Here is an 18,665-nt window from a genome sequence, read left to right as displayed (position 1 = left end):
TTAAGAGGCATATTATGAAAACCAAATTACTCACCTTATTAATATCAACCGCATTGCTATCAGCATGTAACGATTCAGGTCTATCTGGTGATCCAACTGTCGATCCGGGTTTGAGCGACAGCTTAAACGCAGCGACAAAAGTCAATTTCGATTTGCTTGCCGATGACAAGCAGGTGGTTCGCCCAAGCTTTATTGCAATGGATGCAACGGATGCAACTATTGCATCTGACGGTACTGTGGGCGCAAGCGATTACTCACAAAATATCGCTTCACCATCGGTCGCTGTAGGCAAGACTGATGGCTGGGGAACTTCAGCCCCGATCTTTGTCGAATTCACCGGAAATGATCTAGACAAGACAACAGCAAATCAAGGCTTCAAGCTGATTGAAAGCAGTGACCCTACGGCCACTCGATCAGCCAATGCGGCCAGTGCTCCCAAAGAGTTGGTCGCTGGTAAGGATTTCACGGCAACGACGTCTGGCAAGACCTTGGTTGTCTATCTGACCAAGCCACTTAACCCTGCGTCCAACTACATGTTTGCCATTACCGATGATCTCAAAGACATCAATGGCGATAGTGTCGGTACGACAACTTCCTACGCTGTATTGAAAGATTCAGCAACACCACCCTCAACAGCGTTGGTGAAAGCACAAAGCATTACCCATGCAGTAGAAAGTCAGTTTGCGCAAATCGGTGTTGATTCTGACAACATCATCTTCTCTACCTGGTTTACCACAGCTTCAGTTGGCGATGTACTGTATGGGGCAAAACTTGCTACCGCCAAAGTACTTGAAGCTCAAAGCCTTGGGGGAAGCGCCTCAGACGTCTGGCAAGGTACTGCTGTCAATCCTTCACTTTCTGTCAGTGACATTGATTCAGTCTTGAGCATCACATCTAGTGGTACTTCACCAAGCGCAACGGCTCAAGGAAACCTGATTTTCTCTCTCAACGTAAAACTACCGTATTACCTGAGCAATGACCCGGCAGCTTTTGCTAGTACGCCGTGGAAAAGCGGTATGCCAGCCTAGCTGTGCTCCTCAATACACTGAGCTCTGGCTCGGATACAGACAAAGCATCCTTGTTGCAACAACTCACTGCGCTCGGCATTTCCCAGCAGGATCTGGCTGTCGTCGCCACCGATAAAGCAACCCAGGCTGATGTAATCGCTAAGCTGTTTGGTCAGAAACTTACCCGCGCAGATGGCTCGCAGTTAGATGCAGAACGTTTGGTCACGCGCTATAGCCCTGTACCGAAGTTACAATCAGTCGAAGAAGTACCTGTGACTCTGATATTGCCACAAGCTACAACCTGCTCACCCGGCACTATAAGAACCACCATTTTCCAACACGGCATTACGTCTTCAAAAGATGTACTAACCAATAATAATGGTGCGCTTGCAGACGGAATCATCGACGGTAATTGTGTTGCTATTTTCGCTATCGATCACCCAATCCATGGCGATCGCGCACTGGCTGGAGGTTTGATCACAGCGACGGTCGATGACACCGATCCCAATGATGCCGGGAATGTGGGCTATTACCTCAACCTTGCCGCGTTGCCTGTTGCCCGTGACAATTTGCGTCAGAGTGTGATTGATGTAGTGAACCTGCGCGCTGCCATCGGTCGCGTTTTCTACTCTATTGCTACCGGTTCTAATCCTGGTTATCCGTTGGGGTACCTGAATCCACAACAAGGCGTTGCATTTGTAGGCCACTCTCTCGGCGCGATTACCGGTGTAGATGTTGGCAACATTGCTAACCGCAGTGTTGACCCTCAGTTGGATGGGTTGTTCTTCAACGTGAATACCTTAGCCCTCGCCAACCCAGGGGCAGGGATCCCTTACCTGCTGCTGAACTCAGGTGCGTTTGGTAACTTTGTAAAAGGCAATTTAGTAGCTGGCAGTGATGCAACGTTCAAAGCAACCTGCGACAACGTATTTGGCGGAAATGTTGAAACCTGTTTCGGTGCAGTACAACAACAACTGATCAATGACGGTTCCGCAAAAGGTCTCGCTGACTTAGGTAAGATGTACGCAAACTTTAACCAGTATGCCTATGCCGCCCAGACAATCCTGGACACTGTTGACCCCATCAACCATGCAGGGTTCATTGAGGCCGATGTACCTGTCTATTTGGCTTCAGTTGCAGGTGACCAGACAATTCCGAACAAACTCGCACCTACACCGGTAGCAGGTTCAATTATGGAACCTTACTCGCCGTTCGGTGGAACCTTACCGCTGTTACCAGCCTTGGGATTGCAAGCAACTGTTGCATCCCAATCGGGAAGCGTAGTGAAAAGTGCCCTTCTGTTTACAGAAGGCGATCACAGCTCTTTGAACGGTACACCAGCCAGCCCAGCAACCACCACAGAGATGCGCAAAGAGATTGCGTCATTGATAGCGGGGGATGGTACGGACCTGGATGTGAGTGATAACACCGTGTTATCCACCAGCCAATAACGCCACAAAAGCCCCTCCAAAGGCCAGTGCTCACTGGCCTTTTTACTTTTTTCGCATTCCGTACAATTTCCCCTCGACAACAACAAAAATATCCGCAAACTGTGAACTCCGTCTTTTTGGGATAATTTTGCTCCACTTGAGCATATGTAGGGATAAGAAGTAATGAATCCAGTTGTTATTGCGGTTTGCGTGATGCTGGCGTTGGCGCTGATGCGCGTAAACGTCGTGGTTGCGCTGACTTTTAGCGCCGTATTAGGCGGCGTGGTCGGCGGTATGTCGCTGACAGATACCATTTCTGCGTTTGAAGGTGGCTTGGGTGGCGGTGCTACTATCGCGCTGAGCTATGCCATGCTGGGTACCTTTGCTGTCGCAATCAGCCGCTCGGGCATTACCGACCTGCTGGCACAGTCGATGATTAAAAAGCTCAATGGCAAAGAAAATGAAACGGCTTCCAGTGCACTGAAATATGCAGTGCTTGTTGCTCTGGGCTTGATGGCTATTTCTTCCCAGAACGTTATCCCGGTTCACATCGCATTCATTCCTATTGCCATTCCACCTTTACTGCATGTGTTCGCCAAATTGAAGCTAGATCGCCGACTGGTTGCCTGTGTGCTGACTTTTGGTCTTATCACCCCTTACATGGTATTGCCTGTAGGTTTTGGCGGCATCTTCCTGAACAACATCCTGCTGAAAAACCTGCATGACAACGGGCTGGATGTAGTCGCAAGCCAGGTACCACAAGCTATGCTGCTGCCTGCTGCGGGTATGTTGTTCGGTGTATTGGTTGCAACCTTTATCAGCTACCGCAAACCCCGCCATTACTCAGAAGAACTCATCCTAGCCGCCGAGCCGGAAAAAGCCGAGTTCAAGCCGAGAAACATTGCTGTAGCAGTGCTAGCAATTGCCGCCACATTGAGCGTACAACTTTACACCGGCTCGATGATCGTGGGTGGTCTGGCGGGCTTTATGGTGTTCACATTTGGCGGCGTTATTAAGTGGAAAGAAACCCACGATGTGTTTACCCGTGGCGTTCATATGATGGCAATGATTGGCTTTATCATGATCTCCGCAGCGGGTTTTGCCGCGGTCATGAAAGCAACCGGTGGCGTTGAAACACTGGTCTCGTCACTGGCTTCTTCGATTGGTGATAACAAACCACTGGCAGCATTGCTCATGCTGGTTGTCGGCCTTCTGGTCACCATGGGAATTGGCTCTTCTTTCTCGACTATTCCTATTATTGCCACCATTTACGTGCCGCTGTCTCTGGCGTTTGGCTTTTCGCCAATGGCCACCATTGCGCTTGTTGGTACCGCAGCCGCACTGGGTGATGCAGGTTCACCGGCATCGGATTCAACTTTAGGTCCAACGTCCGGACTGAATGCTGACGGCCAGCACGAACACATTTGGGATACGGTTGTGCCGACCTTTATCCACTATAACCTGCCACTCATTGCTTTTGGCTGGATTGCCGCCATGGTGCTGTAACAAACAGATACAAAATAGCCGCTGAATTCAGCGGCTATTTTTTTGGCAAAAATCCAGATTACTGGTTTTCTGCTGCATCGCGACGTGATGCTGCGTTTTTGATCAATGGCTGCAGTTCACCTTTCTGGAACATCTCCAGAATGATGTCACAACCACCGATCAGCTCGCCTTCAATCCACAGTTGTGGGAAAGTCGGCCACTCTGCATAGATTGGTAGCTCAGCACGGATATCCGGGTTTTGCAGGATATCTACGTAAGCGAACTTTTCACCACACGCCATCAGCGCTTGGCTAGCCTGAGAAGAGAAGCCACAGCTAGGCAGCTTCGGCGAGCCTTTCATGTATAGCAGGATTGGGTTTTCAGCAATCTGCTGCTTAATTTTATCAATTGTTTCCATTACTTCCTCGAACACCAAGTGTGATGATGACACCGATTCTAACTGTGTTAGTCACGGAAAAAAACGCCTAAAATCAGTAGGGTTAAAATCCGGCGCTTTTTTAAAAATTATGCTTTTAATAAAGTAAAAACTTGCTAAACTGTTTCGCAGTCGGTCTATAAGTAGATGCGTACACTTGCAGTTTGTACCTAAAGTGTACGACAAATCTACAGGAAGCAATAATGTCAGGGGGCGACCCCGCCTATCATGGAGAATCGAGTAATGGCATTTCAACTACCAGCTCTTCCTTACGAAAAAAACGCACTTGAGCCACACATCTCTCAAGAGACGCTGGAATACCACCACGGTAAACACCACAACACTTACGTTGTAAAGCTGAATGGCCTGGTTGAAGGTACTGAGCTTGAGAACAAATCTCTGGAAGAGATCATCAAGACTTCTACCGGTGGCGTATTCAACAACGCAGCACAAATCTGGAACCACACTTTCTACTGGCACTGCCTGAGCCCAAATGGCGGCGGCGAGCCAACGGGTGACGTTGCAGACGCAATCGCAAAATCTTTCGGTTCTTTCGAAGAATTCAAAGCGAAATTCACTGACTCAGCGATCAACAACTTCGGTTCTTCTTGGACTTGGTTGGTGAAAAAAGCTGACGGTTCTCTGGATATCGTAAACACGTCTAACGCAGGCACGCCACTGACTGAAGAAGGTGTAACACCGCTTCTGACTGTTGACCTGTGGGAACACGCTTACTACATCGACTTCCGCAACCTACGTCCAGACTACATGAACGCATTCTGGGCACTGGTTAACTGGGAATTCGTAGCACAGAACCTGGCTGCATAATTCCGGTTAAACGCCACGAATTGATAAGTACCCTGTTTCGACAGGGTATTTTTTTGCCTATAGAAAGTTACGTTAAGGCAAAAAAAACCGCTGACTGGCAGCGGCTTAGATTCTTGAAAGAAGCAGTTACCGTTACGCCACTTCAGACAGGATGATACGCAATGTGCGGCGCAGCGGCTCAGCAGCACCCCACAACAGCTGGTCACCGACGGTGAAAGCATTCAGGAAGTCGTTACCCATCGCCATCTTACGCAGACGTCCTACTGGCACTGACAATGTGCCCGTGACTTTGGTCGGGGAAAGCTCCTGAACAGTAATGTCACGCTCATTCGGGATCACCTTCACCCAGTCATTGTGCGACGCAATGATGCTCTCGATTTCGTCCATCGGTACGTCTTTCTTCAGCTTCAGCGTTAACGCCTGACTATGGCAACGCATAGCACCGATACGCACACACGTGCCATCGATTGGCACAGGGCTGTCAGAAATACCGAGAATCTTGTTGGTTTCAACCGTACCTTTCCACTCTTCTTTGCTCTGGCCATTTTCGCGTTTCACATCAATCCAAGGAATGAGTGAACCTGCCAATGGTGCGCCAAATTCAGAGGTTGGGAAATCAGAGGAGCGCATGGTGTTCGCTACCTGACGGTCAATATCCAGAATAGAGGTAGCTGGATTTGCCAGATCCATGCTGACAGCATCGTTGATAGTGCCCATCTGAGAGATAAGCTCGCGCATGTTTTTTGCGCCCGCACCGGATGCAGCCTGATAAGTTTGTGCCGTCATCCACTCAACCAGACCTTCCTGGTACAAACCACCCACCGCCATCAACATCAGACTGACCGTACAGTTACCGCCAATGTAGGCTTTGGTGCCTTTGTGAATGCCTTCCTGGATTTGTTTGAAGTTCACCGGATCCAATGTGATGATCGCATCGTCTTTCATGCGCAGCGTTGATGCGGCGTCAATCCAGAAACCTTTCCAGCCCGCTTCAAGCAGTTTTGGATACACAGCTTCGGTGTAGCTGCCGCCCTGACAGGTAATGATGATGTCCAGGGTTTTCAGGCTATCAATATCGAAAGCATCCTGCAGAAGACCTGCGTCTTTACCGTAGTTCGGCGCAGGGATGCCAATTTGAGAGGTACTGTAGAATACAGGTTCGATCACATCGAAATCACCTTCTTCTACCATGCGCTGCATCAGCACTGAGCCGACCATACCACGACAACCTACTAAACCTACTCTTTTCATTCGCACTCACACTCCTTGTAATTAAAGCTTTGCCCTATCTTGAAAATTAACGACTCAAATAACAAGCAAAAACTGTAACTTTTTAACCATCAGCGCAAAAGACAGCAATCTATTCAGACATAGTTTTCACAATTCGTTTTTATTCAATCAGTTAGTAACAGGTTTGTTGCAGGCCGATTGAAACCAGCGGCATTTGGAACAGAAAATGTCTTACAGCAATACTGAACGCTGCCTTTTCTCCAAATTGAAGATATAAATACCACCATTTAAGGTTAAGGGCGATATTTATCGGAATTAATTTACAATTATTAACACATTAACAAAACATCCACCCAACACGCAAACACACAGCCAGCAAACCACCCAGCAACCCATGAGATACAACTCATCACCAAATTTAACGCAAACTGTTCGAAAGTCTCATTCCACGAAATACTTGTTCACCTACTCTCGCCGGATTCGATAAAGTAGGCGCCGCCAACGGAAGGCCGCAGTGAAAGCCCAGCAGGGAAATTGCCAGCAATGTATTGCGCAGGGCGAAAAACAAAATAAGGTTAAAACTATGCAAAGACGCTCGGTGCGACTTCCTTCTTTATTCCAAGTTTTCGCTGCGCTCGGTTCTTTCTTGCTACTGGCGTTTTCATTTACTGCCAAGCTTGATTTACCGATCCAACTCGCTCTCTATATTGGCTGGTTTATCGTTATCGGTCTGGGGATCAGACTCGGTCACACATATAAAGACCTGGAGCAGGCTGCCACACATGGTATCGCCAATGGTCTCGGTGCCGTCCTCATTCTCCTGGCAGTGGGTGCACTTGTTGGCACCTGGATTGCCGGTGGCATTGTGCCAACCATCATTTATTACGGCTTGAAGGCAATTCATCCTTCTATCTTCCTCGCCGCCACAATGATCATCTGTTCGTTGACTGCTCTGGCAACCGGAACTTCTTGGGGTGCTGCGGGTACAGCGGGTATCGCCATGATGGGTATTGGTCAGGGACTTGGCGTTCCAGCGCCTATCACTGCGGGTGCGGTTCTATCCGGTTGCTACTTTGGTGACAAGCTTTCACCACTGTCTGATTCCGTGATCCTCGCCTCTTCGATGTCTGGTGTAGAAATCGTTGAGCACATCAAAGGCATGTTGCCGATCGCCCTTATCAGCTACATCATTACAGGCATCCTGTTTACCGCTGTTGGCCTTCACTATGCAGGCAACGTGGATATGGCACAGGTAAACGATGTGATCCTGGCGATGGAGAACCAGTTTGTGATCAGCCCATTGAGCTTTGCGCCAGTGGCGATCGTGCTTATTCTTTTGGCTATGCGCCTGCCTTCATTCCCGGTTATTTCCTTCGGCTCTGTACTCGGTATCCTATGGGCGATTGTGGTTCAGGACATGGCGCCATTAGCTGCGATTAAGACAGCCTGGGCACCTTATTCGATTGAATCCGGCGTCTCATTTATAGATGCAATCCTCAACCGAGGTGGCATGGAATCAATGCTCGGTTCAGTGGCAGTTATTGTATTCGGCCTGGGTTTTGGTGGCCTGCTGGATAAAGTCGGCGTGCTGGAAACCATCGCCAACCTGTTTGAGAACAAGGTGAAGTCTGCAGGCAGCCTGGCGACGTCGACGATCAGTACGGCTTTCCTGGGTAACGTGTTTGGTTCGGCCATGTATGTATCACTGATCCTGACGCCAAAGATTTGCGCCAAAAACTACGACCGCCTGGGTTACCAGCGCAAGAACCTGTCACGTAACGCTGAATTCGGTGGCACCCTGACATCCGGTATGGTTCCTTGGAGCGACAACGGCATTTACATGGCAAGCATTCTGGGTGTAGCAACACTCTCTTACGCACCATTTATGTGGCTGAGCTTTGTCTGTATCGCGGTTACGATATTCACCTCTTATATGGGCTGGTTTGTCGATCGCTGCGAACCTTGTGAAACAGCCGCTGAACCTGTCACAGCTGAAATTACGGGCATTCAGGTACAGAAAGCCTGACAAACAAACCTGTTCATCCGAAAAAGCGCCTTCCCGTAAGGCGCTTTTTTAATAAATATCGACCAGCCTAAAGCACAGCATTTTCACCGAATATCATCTGGCCGGTAAATGTTTTACCAAAACAGAAAACTACCATTAACCTACACAGAACATCACAGCAAAACAAAACTCTGATCAAGATCTCACTTCACTGCAAAAACAGTCCGTTAGCGTATTTTATGTAGCACGGATTGATACCAATCAACTTTCCCCTTTCCCGCTTGAGCAAAATCAAATCCGTTCTTTTTTCTATTTCACTTTTTGGGGAAACACCATGTCCACACCTGCGCAGCAGGCGCGCAAAGTTACCGTTGGCAGTTATATTGCCCTCGCCTTTGCGGTTGTCTTTTTCTCGGGCCTACTTCAGTCAAACCAGTGGTACGGCATTTTCGACTTCACTACCCTGAATGGCTCATTCGGTAGCGTTGTTTACTCTGTTAACGAAACTGCAGATGGCGTACAGACTGCTACGACTTCCCTACGCGGTAAAGGCGGTAGCGGAGCACGTGACGGTTTCCTGTTCGCACTGACCCTGATCCCAACCGTTATGTTCGCACTGGGCATGATCAACGTGCTGGAGCATTACGGTGCGCTGGACGCAGCACGTAAGCTACTGACACCATTGCTGCGCCCACTGATGAACATTCCGGGTAACACTGGCCTTGCTCTAATTGCATCGCTGCAAAGTACCGACGCCGGTGCGGCAATGACCCGTCAGCTAAAAGACGAAGGTCACCTGACCAAGCGTGAAACTGATATTTTCACCATGTTCCAGTTCTCCGCGGGTGCAACTATCGTTAACTTCTTCTCTTCTGGTGCCGTACTGTTCACCCTGACCCTGGCAGACGGCTCACTGGCAGTGACCTCTTCTATCGGCTTGGCAGTAGGCGTGATGTTTATCTTCAAGATCGTGGGTGCGAACCTGTTCCGCATCTACCTGAACGTAACTGAAGGCAAAGAAGATAAAGCAGAAAACGTGTCGCTGACCGAGGAGAAAGCATAATGAGCGTTGCAAAGAAGCCAATGGTGACAGACATCTTCGTTGAAGGTGCGAAGAAAGGCTGGAACATCGCGACCATGTCGACAGTACCAAACGTACTGATGGCATTTGTGATCATCAAAGCACTGCAAATCACCGGCGCACTGGATGCAATGGGCACCATCTTCTCTCCAATCATGGCGATTTTCGGCCTGCCAGGTGAAGCGGCAGCGGTACTTATCGGCGCATGGATGTCGATGGGCGGCGCAGTGGGTGTTGTTATCACCCTATTTGACCAAGGCATCCTGAATGGTCAGCACATTGCGATTCTGGCGCCTGCTATTTACCTGATGGGTTCTCAGGTTCAGTACCTGGGCCGTATCCTGGGTCCTATCGGCACCGAAGGCCGCTACATCCCTATCATGGTTTTGATCTCTGTGATCAACGCATTCGGCGCCATGTTTGTGATGAACATTCTGGTTTAATCATCATTTAAAGGCACAGCATTCGCTGTGCCTTTTTTCCATTAAGGAAAGCAGGAGTTTTTATGAGTTTTGATTTGAACGCCTACCTGGAAGAGCTTCGTCCGCTGATCAACCTGGATTGCGGCACGCTGACCGTAGAAGGTATTGAACAAGTAGCGAATACCATGGCTGCAAAATATGAAGTCATGGGTGGCTGGGACATTAAACGCGTAGATTGTGGCAAAGCCGGCACCGGTCTTGAAATCCGCAACAAGCCGGAAAGCGACGTCATTGATGTGATGATGATTGGTCACATGGACACCGTTTTCCCAGTAGGTACTGCTGCGAAACGCCCAATGAGCACAGACGAAAAACGTGCTTACGGCCCAGGCGTGTCTGACATGAAATCAGGCCTGCTGAACATTGTTTACGCCCTGCGCGGCATGGACAAAGACGTGCTGGATTCAATGTCTCTTTGCATCTGCATGAACCCAGACGAAGAAATCGGTTCTCTGCATTCAGAAGAATGGCTGAAGTCTGTCGCGAAATCTGCACGCCACGTACTGGTAGCCGAATCTGCACGTGCTGACGGCTCACTGGTAAAAGCACGCAAAGGCGTGGCACGTTACAAACTGACCTTCAAAGGTAAAGCTGCTCACGCTGGTAACGAGCCGCAGAAAGGCCGTAGCGCGATTTCTGAAATGGCGCACTGGATCCTGGCTATCAATACCCTGACCAACTTCGACACCGGCACTACCCTGAACGTGGGCGTTGTAAGCGGTGGTGAAGGCTCAAACATTGTTCCAGCCGATGCTGAAGCCATCGTCGACGTGCGTTTTTGGGACAACGACGAATACGCGCTGGTAGATGAGAAAATCCGCGCCATGGCTGAACTGCCGTTTATCGATGGTGTATCTGTAGTACTGGAGCGCGAAGCTTACAAGCCAGCGATGACCCCAAGCGAGAAAACTGAAGCCCTGATGGCAACCATCGAAGAGATCGGCAAAGACATCGGCATCAATGTCACTTGGCAAGCTGCAGGCGGTGGTTCAGACGCAAACCTGACAGCAGTGCTGGGCGTACCGACACTAGACGGCTTTGGCCCAATCGGTGGCGGTTTCCACAGTGATGAGGAGTATCTGGAGCTGGACTCTATTGCACCACGCATCGAAATGCTGAAGCGCGTACTGACCACGCTGGCGAAGTAATCTGATTTACCGCCATAAAAAAGGGAGCATCGCTGCTCCCTTTTGCTTATCTGTGCCTTGCTACGAATTATATCCCCGCAATGAATCTAGGTAATCCGGCAGGAACAGTGATATTTCCGGAATGTAAGTGATTAGCATCAGGAATATCAGCAACAGGCTCAGCCAGGGCAGTGCCGCCTTGATTGCCCAGCCCATGCTTTCACCCGTAATACCGGCCGTCACAAACAGGTTTAACCCCACTGGCGGCGTCAGCATGCCGATCTCCATGTTCACCACCATAATGATACCGAGATGGATAGGGTCGATGCCCAACTGGGTAGCAATGGGGAACAGGATTGGCGCCATGATCAACAGGATGGCTGAGGGCTCCATAAAGTTACCGGCAATCAACAACAGAATGTTGACCACAATCAGGAAGCCCCAGGCAGGTAAACCCCATGCGACAATTGCTTCGGCAATGGTGTGAGGGATACGCTCTGTCGTCAGCACATGGGCAAACAGCATGGCGTTGGCGATGATAAACAGCAGCATAATGCTGACCTTCGCTGCATCACGCACAACATGGTTTACTTCCTTGTCGGTAATCGACTTGATCATGACCACAGATAGCGCCGTGAAGTTACGCACCAGCATCGCGCCGGTACCTTCGCCTTCTTTGCGCCACGGCGTGTTTTTGAGTGGACCAATATCGCGGTAACCCCAAACACTGACCAGCCATGCATAAACAGCGGCGACTGATGCTGCTTCAGTCGGGCTGGCAACACCACCGTAAATCGAACCCAACACGATGATGATGAGCATCAAGCCACCAAGTGCGTGCAGTCCTGAGCGTGTCAGCGCACCTACACCGGGGAATGGCTGAGAAGGTAAGCCTTTGATACGGGCAACAACGTATATCGCCAACATCAAAATGCCGCCCATCATCAGGCCCGGTATAAAGCCCGCCATAAACATGCGAGAGGCCGACACTTCCGTCGCCGCTGCATAAACCAGCATAACGATAGAAGGCGGGATCAAAATCCCCAGCGTCCCCGCATTGGCAATCACCCCTGCCGCAAAGGCTTTCGGGTAACCGGCTTTAACCATACCCACAATAACAATGGAGCCAATCGCGGCTACCGTTGCCGGAGAGCTGCCTGACACCGCCGCAAACAGCATACAGGCCATAACCGACGCCATTGCCAGACCACCACGGATATGACCAACACAATCAATCGCGAAGTTAATGAGCCTCCTTGCCACACCACCGGTGGAAAGGAATGCCGATGACAAGATAAAAAATGGGATAGCTAAAAGGGTGTAGTGCTCACTGGTTGCTTCAAACAGCTTAAGGGCAATAGAAGCCAGTGAATCATTGGAAAACATCAGGATGGTTGCCACGCTCGATAAACCTAAGGCTATCGCGATGGGCATCCCCATGAACATACACAGGAAAAGCAAACCGAATAATACTGCAATGGTCATTTGTTTTGCTCCTCCTTGCTCTCCATCTCGCGCGTCACTTCTTCGGCAAGATGCATACTTTCCTTGGCTTCATCCACCAGCCCAAAACCTGTACGTTTTCCTGTAGCCACTTCATAGCCAATGGTAAGAACGCGAAGCGTGAGCAGCCCAAAGCCAAGCAAAAGACAGGACATGGCTTTCCATTTTTCAATCGGCAAATCTTCCATTTCAATGCCGATAAGCTTCATTTTGCTGAGGTAAACCCACGAACCATAGATAAACAGCCCGCAATAGACCAGGCAGAGTGCCAGCGCCAACAGAGTGACCAGTTTCTGGCCTTGAGGTGAAAGGTGCTTAACCGCGGCGTCAACACCGATATGCGCCCCTTCTCGAAGCCCCCAGGACGCGCCCATCAATACCATCCAGGCGGAAAGATAAAGAGTGAGCTCCTGTGCCCAGAGCAAACCCTCGTTGAAGAAAAAGCGGAGCACCACTTCAAAAAACACCAGCAGCGTCATTGATACCAATAACAGGCCAATCGCCGCTTCTTCAAAACGGTGTAGTAACCTAACCATGTTCTACTCCCAATAAAAAACCCGGAGCGCAACGCGCCCGGGCTTTAACACTTACTGGTTTGAAGCCACTGCAGCTTCAATGACCTCTTCACCGATCTCTCCCTGGAATTGCTTCCAGACCGGTTTCATCGCTTCCACCCACTGCTGACGCTCTGCATCGGTCAGTGTGATGATTTCACTGCGACCCGAGTCGATGATGTTCTGGCGATCTTGCATGTCTTTCTCGTTGGCAATCTTGTTGCCGAAAGCTACAGACTCTTCCAGCGCTTTTTTCAGTACCGCGCGGTCTTCATCCGGCAAGGTCATCCAAAACTCTGAAGACGTGGTGATCATGTAATCCAGTACGCCGTGGTTGGATTCTGTGATGTAAGGCTGTACTTCAAAGAACTTCTTCGAGTAGATGTTTGACCAGGTATTTTCCTGACCATCAATCGCACGGGTTTGCAGCAGGGTGAAGACTTCAGAAAATGGCTTTTTCAGAGGAACGGCGTCAACTGCTTCAAACTGCGCAGCCAGCACGTCAGAACTCATGATACGGAATTTTTTGCCATCTGCATCTGAAGGTACGCGCAGTGGATCGTTCGATGACAACTGCTTAAGACCATTGTGCAGATAACCCAGACCAATCAAACCTTTGCTTTTCACAGACTCCAGCAGTTTCTGGCCTTGAGGGCTTTGCTGGAATCGGTCAACGGCTTCCATGTCTTTGAACAGGAATGGCAGATCGTAAACCTGCAGCTTTTGTGTGTACTTGGAGAATTTGGAGAGAGAAGGGGCAATAAACTGAACATCTCCAAGCAGCAGCGCTTCCATTTCTTTGCCGTCGCCGAACAATTGTGAGTTCGGGTAAACCTCAACCACATATTTGTCACCAATACGCTCTGCCACCAAATCGCGGAACTTCAGTGCCATCTGGCCTTTCGGTGTATTTTCTGCAACTACGTGTGAAAACTTAATGGTCTCTGGCGCCGCCTGTACACCCGCAGCCATTCCGGCGCAAAGTGCAAACACCGAAAACATCGTCGTGAGCTTTTTCATAGCGTTTCCTCTTTCCTTGTGTCGTTGTGCCATTCAAAGGGCATTTGATTTCCCTTTAACGTCTAGTTGAGGATTTGAAAAGCACCCGGAGGAAAAACAATTAATTAACAATAAGGAAACAATTTTGAGAGGTGCGATCTGTGAAATGGGTGAAATTCCACCCATTCCCAAAATCTGGCTGTGATGTGAGATGAAAAAACGGATGCTGGTGTAAGGGAAACCGGCATCAATGTATCGGAAGGTTCAGTTGAACAGCGAGCCCATGTAGTAGCGGGCAACGAGTAGCGGTTTACGCCAGCGCATCTTGGGCTCTGCCCAACGCACGATATGGTTAATTTCCAGCCGTGTCGCGTCTGGGTAGCACTGGCGGTGGCACTCTTTACAGGCGGAGTTGCCAGGCGTTTTACAGCATTGCTGCTCGCGAGCTGTTTCGAAAGCCAATAAGGCTGAACATTGCGGACAGAGTTGGCTGCCGCGGTGAATATGCTTGCAATACAGTGTCGTCATGGCACTGACTAGCCACAAAGGCTGTCGACGTTGTGCGGACGTGGTCGATTGAGTTTTCATAGGCGCGCTATTTTCCTCAGCCGTGATCAAAATCCTTTGATAGAGATCAAGCTTGTGTGAAGAAACAGCAGCCCATTACACCTCAATTTCCGCCGACAGCGCCTTCACACAGGCAGAATAGATGTCATTCTCCCGTAAAGGTTTACCAATGTGGCCTTGCATGCCATTGCTGATACAGCGCCAGATATCATCCTTCAACACGTTCGCTGTCATTGCCACGATAGGTGTGTACTGGTTGAAATTCTCGGTGGCGCGTATCTGTCTTGTGGCTTCCAGCCCGTCCATTAGCGGCATCTGGATATCCATAAAGATGATGTCATAACCACGTATCGTGGCTTTATCAACCGCCGTGATACCGTCAGTCGCCTTGTCGACAATGAAGCCAAATTTAGACAGCATCTTTTCAGCGATCATCAGATTAATGGCATTGTCTTCCACGAGCAGACAGTGCTTACCCGAAAAAGCGTTGTTATGTTGCCTGAGCAGCTCTTTTCCTTTCAGGTCAATACCGTCTTTCTCGATTTGCAGTGGCAGGAAGACCTCAAACTGGCTCCCACGCCCCACTTCACTGGACACAGAGATCGTCCCGCCCATCAATTCGACCAGTTGCTTGGTAATGGCAAGACCGAGTCCGGAGCCGCCAAAACGTCGTGTTGTTGAGGTGTCCGCCTGCTGGAATTCATCGAAAATGAGTTGGTGTTTGTCAGCCGGAATACCCACGCCGGTGTCCTGAACCAGAATCACGACACCAGTATAACCGCCGCTTTCCTTTTTCATCTCTACCCGCAACCTAACTACGCCGACTTCGGTAAACTTCAGGGCGTTAGAGACAAGGTTAAGAACAATCTGCTCAATGCGGTGGGCATCCCCCACAAAACGGCGAGGGCAAAGCTCTTCATAGGTAAACTCAAAGGCCAGTTGTGGCTTGTTCTTAATGGTTGGCAGCATCAGGTCTCGTACATAACAGCCGACCTGTTCCAAATCGAACGGTGCCTCTTCAAGCTTGAGGTGGTTTGACTCCATTTTGCTGAAGTCGAGCAGATCATTGATAAGAGACATCAAGCCACGGGATGAATGAGAAATCACGGACAGGTATTCAGCCTGCCTTGGCGTCATTGGCTCATCCTGAAGCAGTGAGGCCGCCCCCAGAATGCCGTTCATCGGCGTTCGGATTTCATGGCTGATATTGGCAAGGAAAAGCTGTTTGGCTCGTGCCGCTTCTATGGCACGCTCCCGCGTTTCTACCAGATTCGTGCTCAACTGGTTGAATTCACGGACCAGCAGGCCAAGTTCATCGCGCTCGGTATAGTCAATCGGTGAAAACGGCGTATCACCACGCTGCTCACTTAACGCACTGCGTACCTTGGCCATTGGCCTAACAATTTGCACATGAATGGCCAGGTAGGTGATAAACATCAGCACAATGGCAACCAGAGCCATCGCAAAGAAGAGATCGTTCTTCAGCTTGGTCGCTTCCACCAGCAGCAGGCGCTCAGGTAAGGCGCCAACCAGTGTCCAGTTACTTTCTGGCAAAGCCCGTCCAAAGACCAACGTCGCCTCGTTCAATACAGGATCGCGTTCCAGGCGGTGAATAAACAAACGTTCAGTGCCACGGAATACCGAGTGATCTGGCAGCATTTCCGCAGCAACCGCGATGGCATAGCCCAGATCGATTTCCGGTGAGGACTCGACAATTTCACGCGCCATGTCCATCACGTTCTGGTTACTCTGTTTGAGTAAGCGCTCACCCTGGTTGGCTTGGCTTATCACCAAAGCCAACTCCGCAAAGGCGGGCTCCTGATCTGCAATCTCCCTTACGCTGGGTAGCGGTGATATTTCCGGGTTGTCGGAGTACTTGGCGTCCGGGAAAGACATCATGGCACCGCTGCGATCGAACATCAGCATGTAACCACCCAACTTCTGTCCACTGCGCGCAAGAAACGCTTGCAGTTTTTCCAACCGCACGTCAATGGTCACGGCGCCGACAAAGGTATTGTTCTCAAACATCGGCACAGACGCCGTCACCATGGGCTCATTTGTGTAGGGATCGGTATAGGCGCGCGACCAGTAAACGTGGTTTTTCGACATTTTGACCGGCACATACCACTCCGACAATTGATACGGTAAAGCGGTCGCCTGGTTATAGTCATCAATACGGCGGTAAGTGTTGTCTTCATTGACCGCGATAAAAACCGACGCTTTTACCCGCTCAGAATCGTACATGTAAGGCTCAGGCCAGAAGCCACCACTGGCAACGATGTCGTGGATATTGGGGTTACTGAACATGGTCGCGAGTTTTTGTTCTATCTCGCTGTCCGAGTCATCCAAAGAAAGGGATGTGGCGAGTGACAGCGCGATAGTCCCAACGCTGTTGGAAAGCTGCCCCAGGCGTTGTGCAACTGTCTCTACCTGTGCTTCCACACGTTGGTTAGCGCTGTCCCGCACCATGCTGTCACCCGTGGTATCAAGCACATAGATAATCGTTACGACCACAACTGCCAGCATCAGACCCAGTATCCACAGGGCCTTGAAGCTCATTGTCTTGTACCAGGGAATATCTTTTTCGAACACGATTTGTCCTCAGGAGGCCGTTGTCTTGTGCGGCTTTTCCATCTCTTTGAGTACAGCCTGAATGGTCAGTGTCAGCAATTTTTCAAAGTTATCGACATCGCTGATATCAATAAGCTCACCGGCACGTAAACGCGCATCTGCCTCAGTGCAGTGCTGTTGAAGTGCCAAGGCGCCAATATTGCCGGACACACCTTTCAGGTTGTGAACCAGCGTTCGTGCGCGGGCGGCCTCTTTCTCTTCAATGTGTTTTCGCAACGCCTTGCCGTCGCTTTGGTGTTCAGCAACAAACATTGTCAGCACTGATTCAATCGCTTCTTCATCATTTTCCAGTTGTTCCTGCAACACACCCGGTTCAAATAAAGGCTCTGTCGGTGGCACAAACACTGGCTTTATATTCGCAGCAACCTGCTCTGGCACACTGTCAGCTATTTGAGAATGAACTTGTCCCGAAACGGGCAGTTCTACTTTTGCCCGGACAAATACCAGACCAAACAGACAGGCAAAAGCCATCGCCAAACCAATCAGAGTCTGGTCAAGCAACTGAAGCACGCGGGTAGTCCAGTACTTCTGCAGCTGCGTCATTGAGCGGACGAATTTGTGATTCGTGACCGCATCAACACTTTCAAGCTGGCGGTTAAGGCGTTCAAGCCCAGTGTAAAGATTGAATAACTGTGTGCGTTTTAAGCCATTCGGCACATCTGACATTTCGCGCTCAAGCTCGCCGATATAACCATTAAAACGCTCGATGCGGGTTTGGTTGGACTTGTCATTCAACCCATGCAATTCAAACAACAGATAGCTGCTTACCGCTTGCAACCGCTGTTGAAGCTCTGGGCTCGTCTCTTTATCCATCAGTTGTTTAATCTGGCGGGTGACAGAAGATACCGCATAGATAGATGCCAGCAGGTTATCAACATCTTCAACAAACGCATCAGCATCCAGCAGTGTGCGCTGGAGATCTTCCCAGTTGTCTTCGATGGTATTGGATTTGGTCCGAAGCAACAGATAGCGAAAGTGCTGCACTTCTTTTTCGAGCGGCACCAGTTGATTGCTCTGGTTTAGCATCGAAGCAGAAACTGTCTGGCGCAATTGCTGTGCGGCGTTGTTGAGCTGCACAACGTAGTTGGCATGAACCTTGGCGTGGTTCATGTCGTAATAGGCAATCAACGAGTAAACACTCGCGATCAAAAACCCCGACCAAAGTGCAATCGACAGCAGCAAGGGTTGTAATGGTGTTTTTCTCTCGGAAAGAACTTTTTTGTTTAACTGTAACAGCGCAGCAATGGATGTCACGACCGTTCCTTATTAACCGGTTGCCAGTCAAAAGCTATCACCCCAA

The 18,665-nt window shown here is 49.8% G+C and carries 16 protein-coding genes; 8 read left to right on the top strand and 8 right to left on the bottom strand.

The annotated features are described in order from the left end of the window. Positions 1 to 14 precede the first annotated feature (14 nt). The 3 genes from KU854_RS24810 (at position 15) to KU854_RS06585 (ending at position 3,943) form a co-directional block, all read left to right on the top strand. The gene (locus KU854_RS24810; RefSeq protein ID WP_255555446.1) at positions 15 to 1,028 is read left to right on the top strand and encodes a hypothetical protein; all 1,014 of its coding nucleotides are present in this window, start codon (positions 15 to 17) and stop codon (positions 1,026 to 1,028) included. Positions 1,029 to 1,081: 53 nt separating this feature from the next. Beyond that, positions 1,082 to 2,458 (top strand): hypothetical protein, encoded by a 1,377-nt coding sequence (locus KU854_RS24805; RefSeq protein WP_255555445.1) that lies wholly within the window; start codon positions 1,082 to 1,084, stop codon positions 2,456 to 2,458. A 162-nt stretch (positions 2,459 to 2,620) separates the two neighbouring features. Continuing rightward, positions 2,621 to 3,943 (top strand): Na+/H+ antiporter family protein, encoded by a 1,323-nt coding sequence (locus KU854_RS06585; protein WP_218357641.1) that lies wholly within the window; start codon positions 2,621 to 2,623, stop codon positions 3,941 to 3,943. Between the two features lie 58 nt (positions 3,944 to 4,001). On the opposite strand, the gene KU854_RS06580 is transcribed toward KU854_RS06585, so the two are convergent. Further along, the gene (locus tag KU854_RS06580; protein ID WP_054778552.1) at positions 4,002 to 4,340 is read right to left on the bottom strand and encodes a Grx4 family monothiol glutaredoxin; all 339 of its coding nucleotides are present in this window, start codon (positions 4,338 to 4,340) and stop codon (positions 4,002 to 4,004) included. Between the two features lie 261 nt (positions 4,341 to 4,601). Between KU854_RS06580 and sodB the strand changes: the two genes are divergently transcribed. Beyond that, positions 4,602 to 5,186 carry a superoxide dismutase [Fe] gene (sodB, locus tag KU854_RS06575; protein WP_218357640.1) on the top strand — a complete coding sequence of 195 codons (585 nt, stop codon included), beginning with the start codon at positions 4,602 to 4,604 and terminating at the stop codon, positions 5,184 to 5,186. A 132-nt stretch (positions 5,187 to 5,318) separates the two neighbouring features. On the opposite strand, the gene asd is transcribed toward sodB, so the two are convergent. Next, positions 5,319 to 6,437, bottom strand: a complete 1,119-nt coding sequence (asd, locus tag KU854_RS06570; protein ID WP_218357639.1) for an aspartate-semialdehyde dehydrogenase — start codon at positions 6,435 to 6,437, stop codon at positions 5,319 to 5,321. Between the two features lie 562 nt (positions 6,438 to 6,999). Here asd and nhaC point away from each other — a divergent pair. From nhaC to KU854_RS06550, 4 genes are all read left to right on the top strand, one after another. Then, entirely contained in the window at positions 7,000 to 8,442 is a 1,443-nt protein-coding gene (nhaC, locus tag KU854_RS06565; protein WP_218357638.1) for a Na+/H+ antiporter NhaC, read from the top strand. A 313-nt stretch (positions 8,443 to 8,755) separates the two neighbouring features. Next, positions 8,756 to 9,484 carry a nucleoside recognition domain-containing protein gene (locus KU854_RS06560; protein ID WP_218357637.1) on the top strand — a complete coding sequence of 243 codons (729 nt, stop codon included), beginning with the start codon at positions 8,756 to 8,758 and terminating at the stop codon, positions 9,482 to 9,484. Then, the gene (locus tag KU854_RS06555; RefSeq protein ID WP_218357636.1) at positions 9,484 to 9,945 is read left to right on the top strand and encodes a YjiG family protein; all 462 of its coding nucleotides are present in this window, start codon (positions 9,484 to 9,486) and stop codon (positions 9,943 to 9,945) included. Before KU854_RS06560 ends, KU854_RS06555 begins: the two co-directional genes overlap by 1 nt. Before the next feature lie 62 nt (positions 9,946 to 10,007). Continuing rightward, entirely contained in the window at positions 10,008 to 11,132 is a 1,125-nt protein-coding gene (locus KU854_RS06550) for a M20 family metallopeptidase (protein ID WP_218357635.1), read from the top strand. A gap of 60 nt (positions 11,133 to 11,192) precedes the next feature. Here the strand turns inward: KU854_RS06550 and KU854_RS06545 are convergent, their stop codons facing one another. From KU854_RS06545 to KU854_RS06520, 6 genes are all read right to left on the bottom strand, one after another. Continuing rightward, positions 11,193 to 12,596, bottom strand: coding sequence for a TRAP transporter large permease (locus KU854_RS06545; protein ID WP_218357634.1), 1,404 nt, complete (start codon positions 12,594 to 12,596; stop codon positions 11,193 to 11,195). Continuing rightward, positions 12,593 to 13,150 carry a TRAP transporter small permease gene (locus KU854_RS06540; protein ID WP_054778548.1) on the bottom strand — a complete coding sequence of 186 codons (558 nt, stop codon included), beginning with the start codon at positions 13,148 to 13,150 and terminating at the stop codon, positions 12,593 to 12,595. The genes KU854_RS06545 and KU854_RS06540 overlap by 4 nt, the downstream gene beginning before the upstream one ends. A gap of 51 nt (positions 13,151 to 13,201) precedes the next feature. Continuing rightward, complete coding sequence (locus KU854_RS06535; protein ID WP_218357633.1) at positions 13,202 to 14,188, bottom strand: TRAP transporter substrate-binding protein; 987 nt, start codon at positions 14,186 to 14,188, stop codon at positions 13,202 to 13,204. 243 nt (positions 14,189 to 14,431) lie between these two features. Then, entirely contained in the window at positions 14,432 to 14,755 is a 324-nt protein-coding gene (locus KU854_RS06530) for a nitrous oxide-stimulated promoter family protein (RefSeq protein WP_054778547.1), read from the bottom strand. Between the two features lie 75 nt (positions 14,756 to 14,830). Next, positions 14,831 to 17,326, bottom strand: coding sequence for an ATP-binding protein (locus tag KU854_RS06525; RefSeq protein ID WP_472848982.1), 2,496 nt, complete (start codon positions 17,324 to 17,326; stop codon positions 14,831 to 14,833). Between the two features lie 9 nt (positions 17,327 to 17,335). Further along, the gene (locus KU854_RS06520) at positions 17,336 to 18,619 is read right to left on the bottom strand and encodes an Hpt domain-containing protein (RefSeq protein ID WP_218357632.1); all 1,284 of its coding nucleotides are present in this window, start codon (positions 18,617 to 18,619) and stop codon (positions 17,336 to 17,338) included. Between the last annotated feature and the right edge of the window lie 46 nt (positions 18,620 to 18,665).

It is taken from the genome of Enterovibrio paralichthyis, assembly GCF_019209835.1.
In the GTDB taxonomy this organism is placed as follows: Bacteria; Pseudomonadota; Gammaproteobacteria; order Enterobacterales; family Vibrionaceae; genus Enterovibrio; species Enterovibrio paralichthyis.
Note: the sequence above shows the minus strand (reverse complement) of the source record. Positions and strands in the feature narration are given on the sequence as shown.

What these genes read in the sequence shown, in the direction of transcription:
- asd (WP_218357639.1), bottom strand. Translation starts at nt 6,437, where the DNA reads ATGAAAAGAGTAGGTTTAGTAGGTTGTCGTGGTATGGTCGGCTCAGTG.
- KU854_RS06535 (WP_218357633.1), bottom strand. Translation starts at nt 14,188, where the DNA reads ATGAAAAAGCTCACGACGATGTTTTCGGTGTTTGCACTTTGCGCCGGA.
- KU854_RS06550 (WP_218357635.1), top strand. Translation starts at nt 10,008, where the DNA reads ATGAGTTTTGATTTGAACGCCTACCTGGAAGAGCTTCGTCCGCTGATC.
- KU854_RS06540 (WP_054778548.1), bottom strand. Translation starts at nt 13,150, where the DNA reads ATGGTTAGGTTACTACACCGTTTTGAAGAAGCGGCGATTGGCCTGTTA.
- KU854_RS06555 (WP_218357636.1), top strand. Translation starts at nt 9,484, where the DNA reads ATGAGCGTTGCAAAGAAGCCAATGGTGACAGACATCTTCGTTGAAGGT.
- KU854_RS06560 (WP_218357637.1), top strand. Translation starts at nt 8,756, where the DNA reads ATGTCCACACCTGCGCAGCAGGCGCGCAAAGTTACCGTTGGCAGTTAT.
- sodB (WP_218357640.1), top strand. Translation starts at nt 4,602, where the DNA reads ATGGCATTTCAACTACCAGCTCTTCCTTACGAAAAAAACGCACTTGAG.
- KU854_RS06585 (WP_218357641.1), top strand. Translation starts at nt 2,621, where the DNA reads ATGAATCCAGTTGTTATTGCGGTTTGCGTGATGCTGGCGTTGGCGCTG.
- KU854_RS24810 (WP_255555446.1), top strand. Translation starts at nt 15, where the DNA reads ATGAAAACCAAATTACTCACCTTATTAATATCAACCGCATTGCTATCA.
- nhaC (WP_218357638.1), top strand. Translation starts at nt 7,000, where the DNA reads ATGCAAAGACGCTCGGTGCGACTTCCTTCTTTATTCCAAGTTTTCGCT.
- KU854_RS06545 (WP_218357634.1), bottom strand. Translation starts at nt 12,596, where the DNA reads ATGACCATTGCAGTATTATTCGGTTTGCTTTTCCTGTGTATGTTCATG.
- KU854_RS06530 (WP_054778547.1), bottom strand. Translation starts at nt 14,755, where the DNA reads ATGAAAACTCAATCGACCACGTCCGCACAACGTCGACAGCCTTTGTGG.
- KU854_RS06580 (WP_054778552.1), bottom strand. Translation starts at nt 4,340, where the DNA reads ATGGAAACAATTGATAAAATTAAGCAGCAGATTGCTGAAAACCCAATC.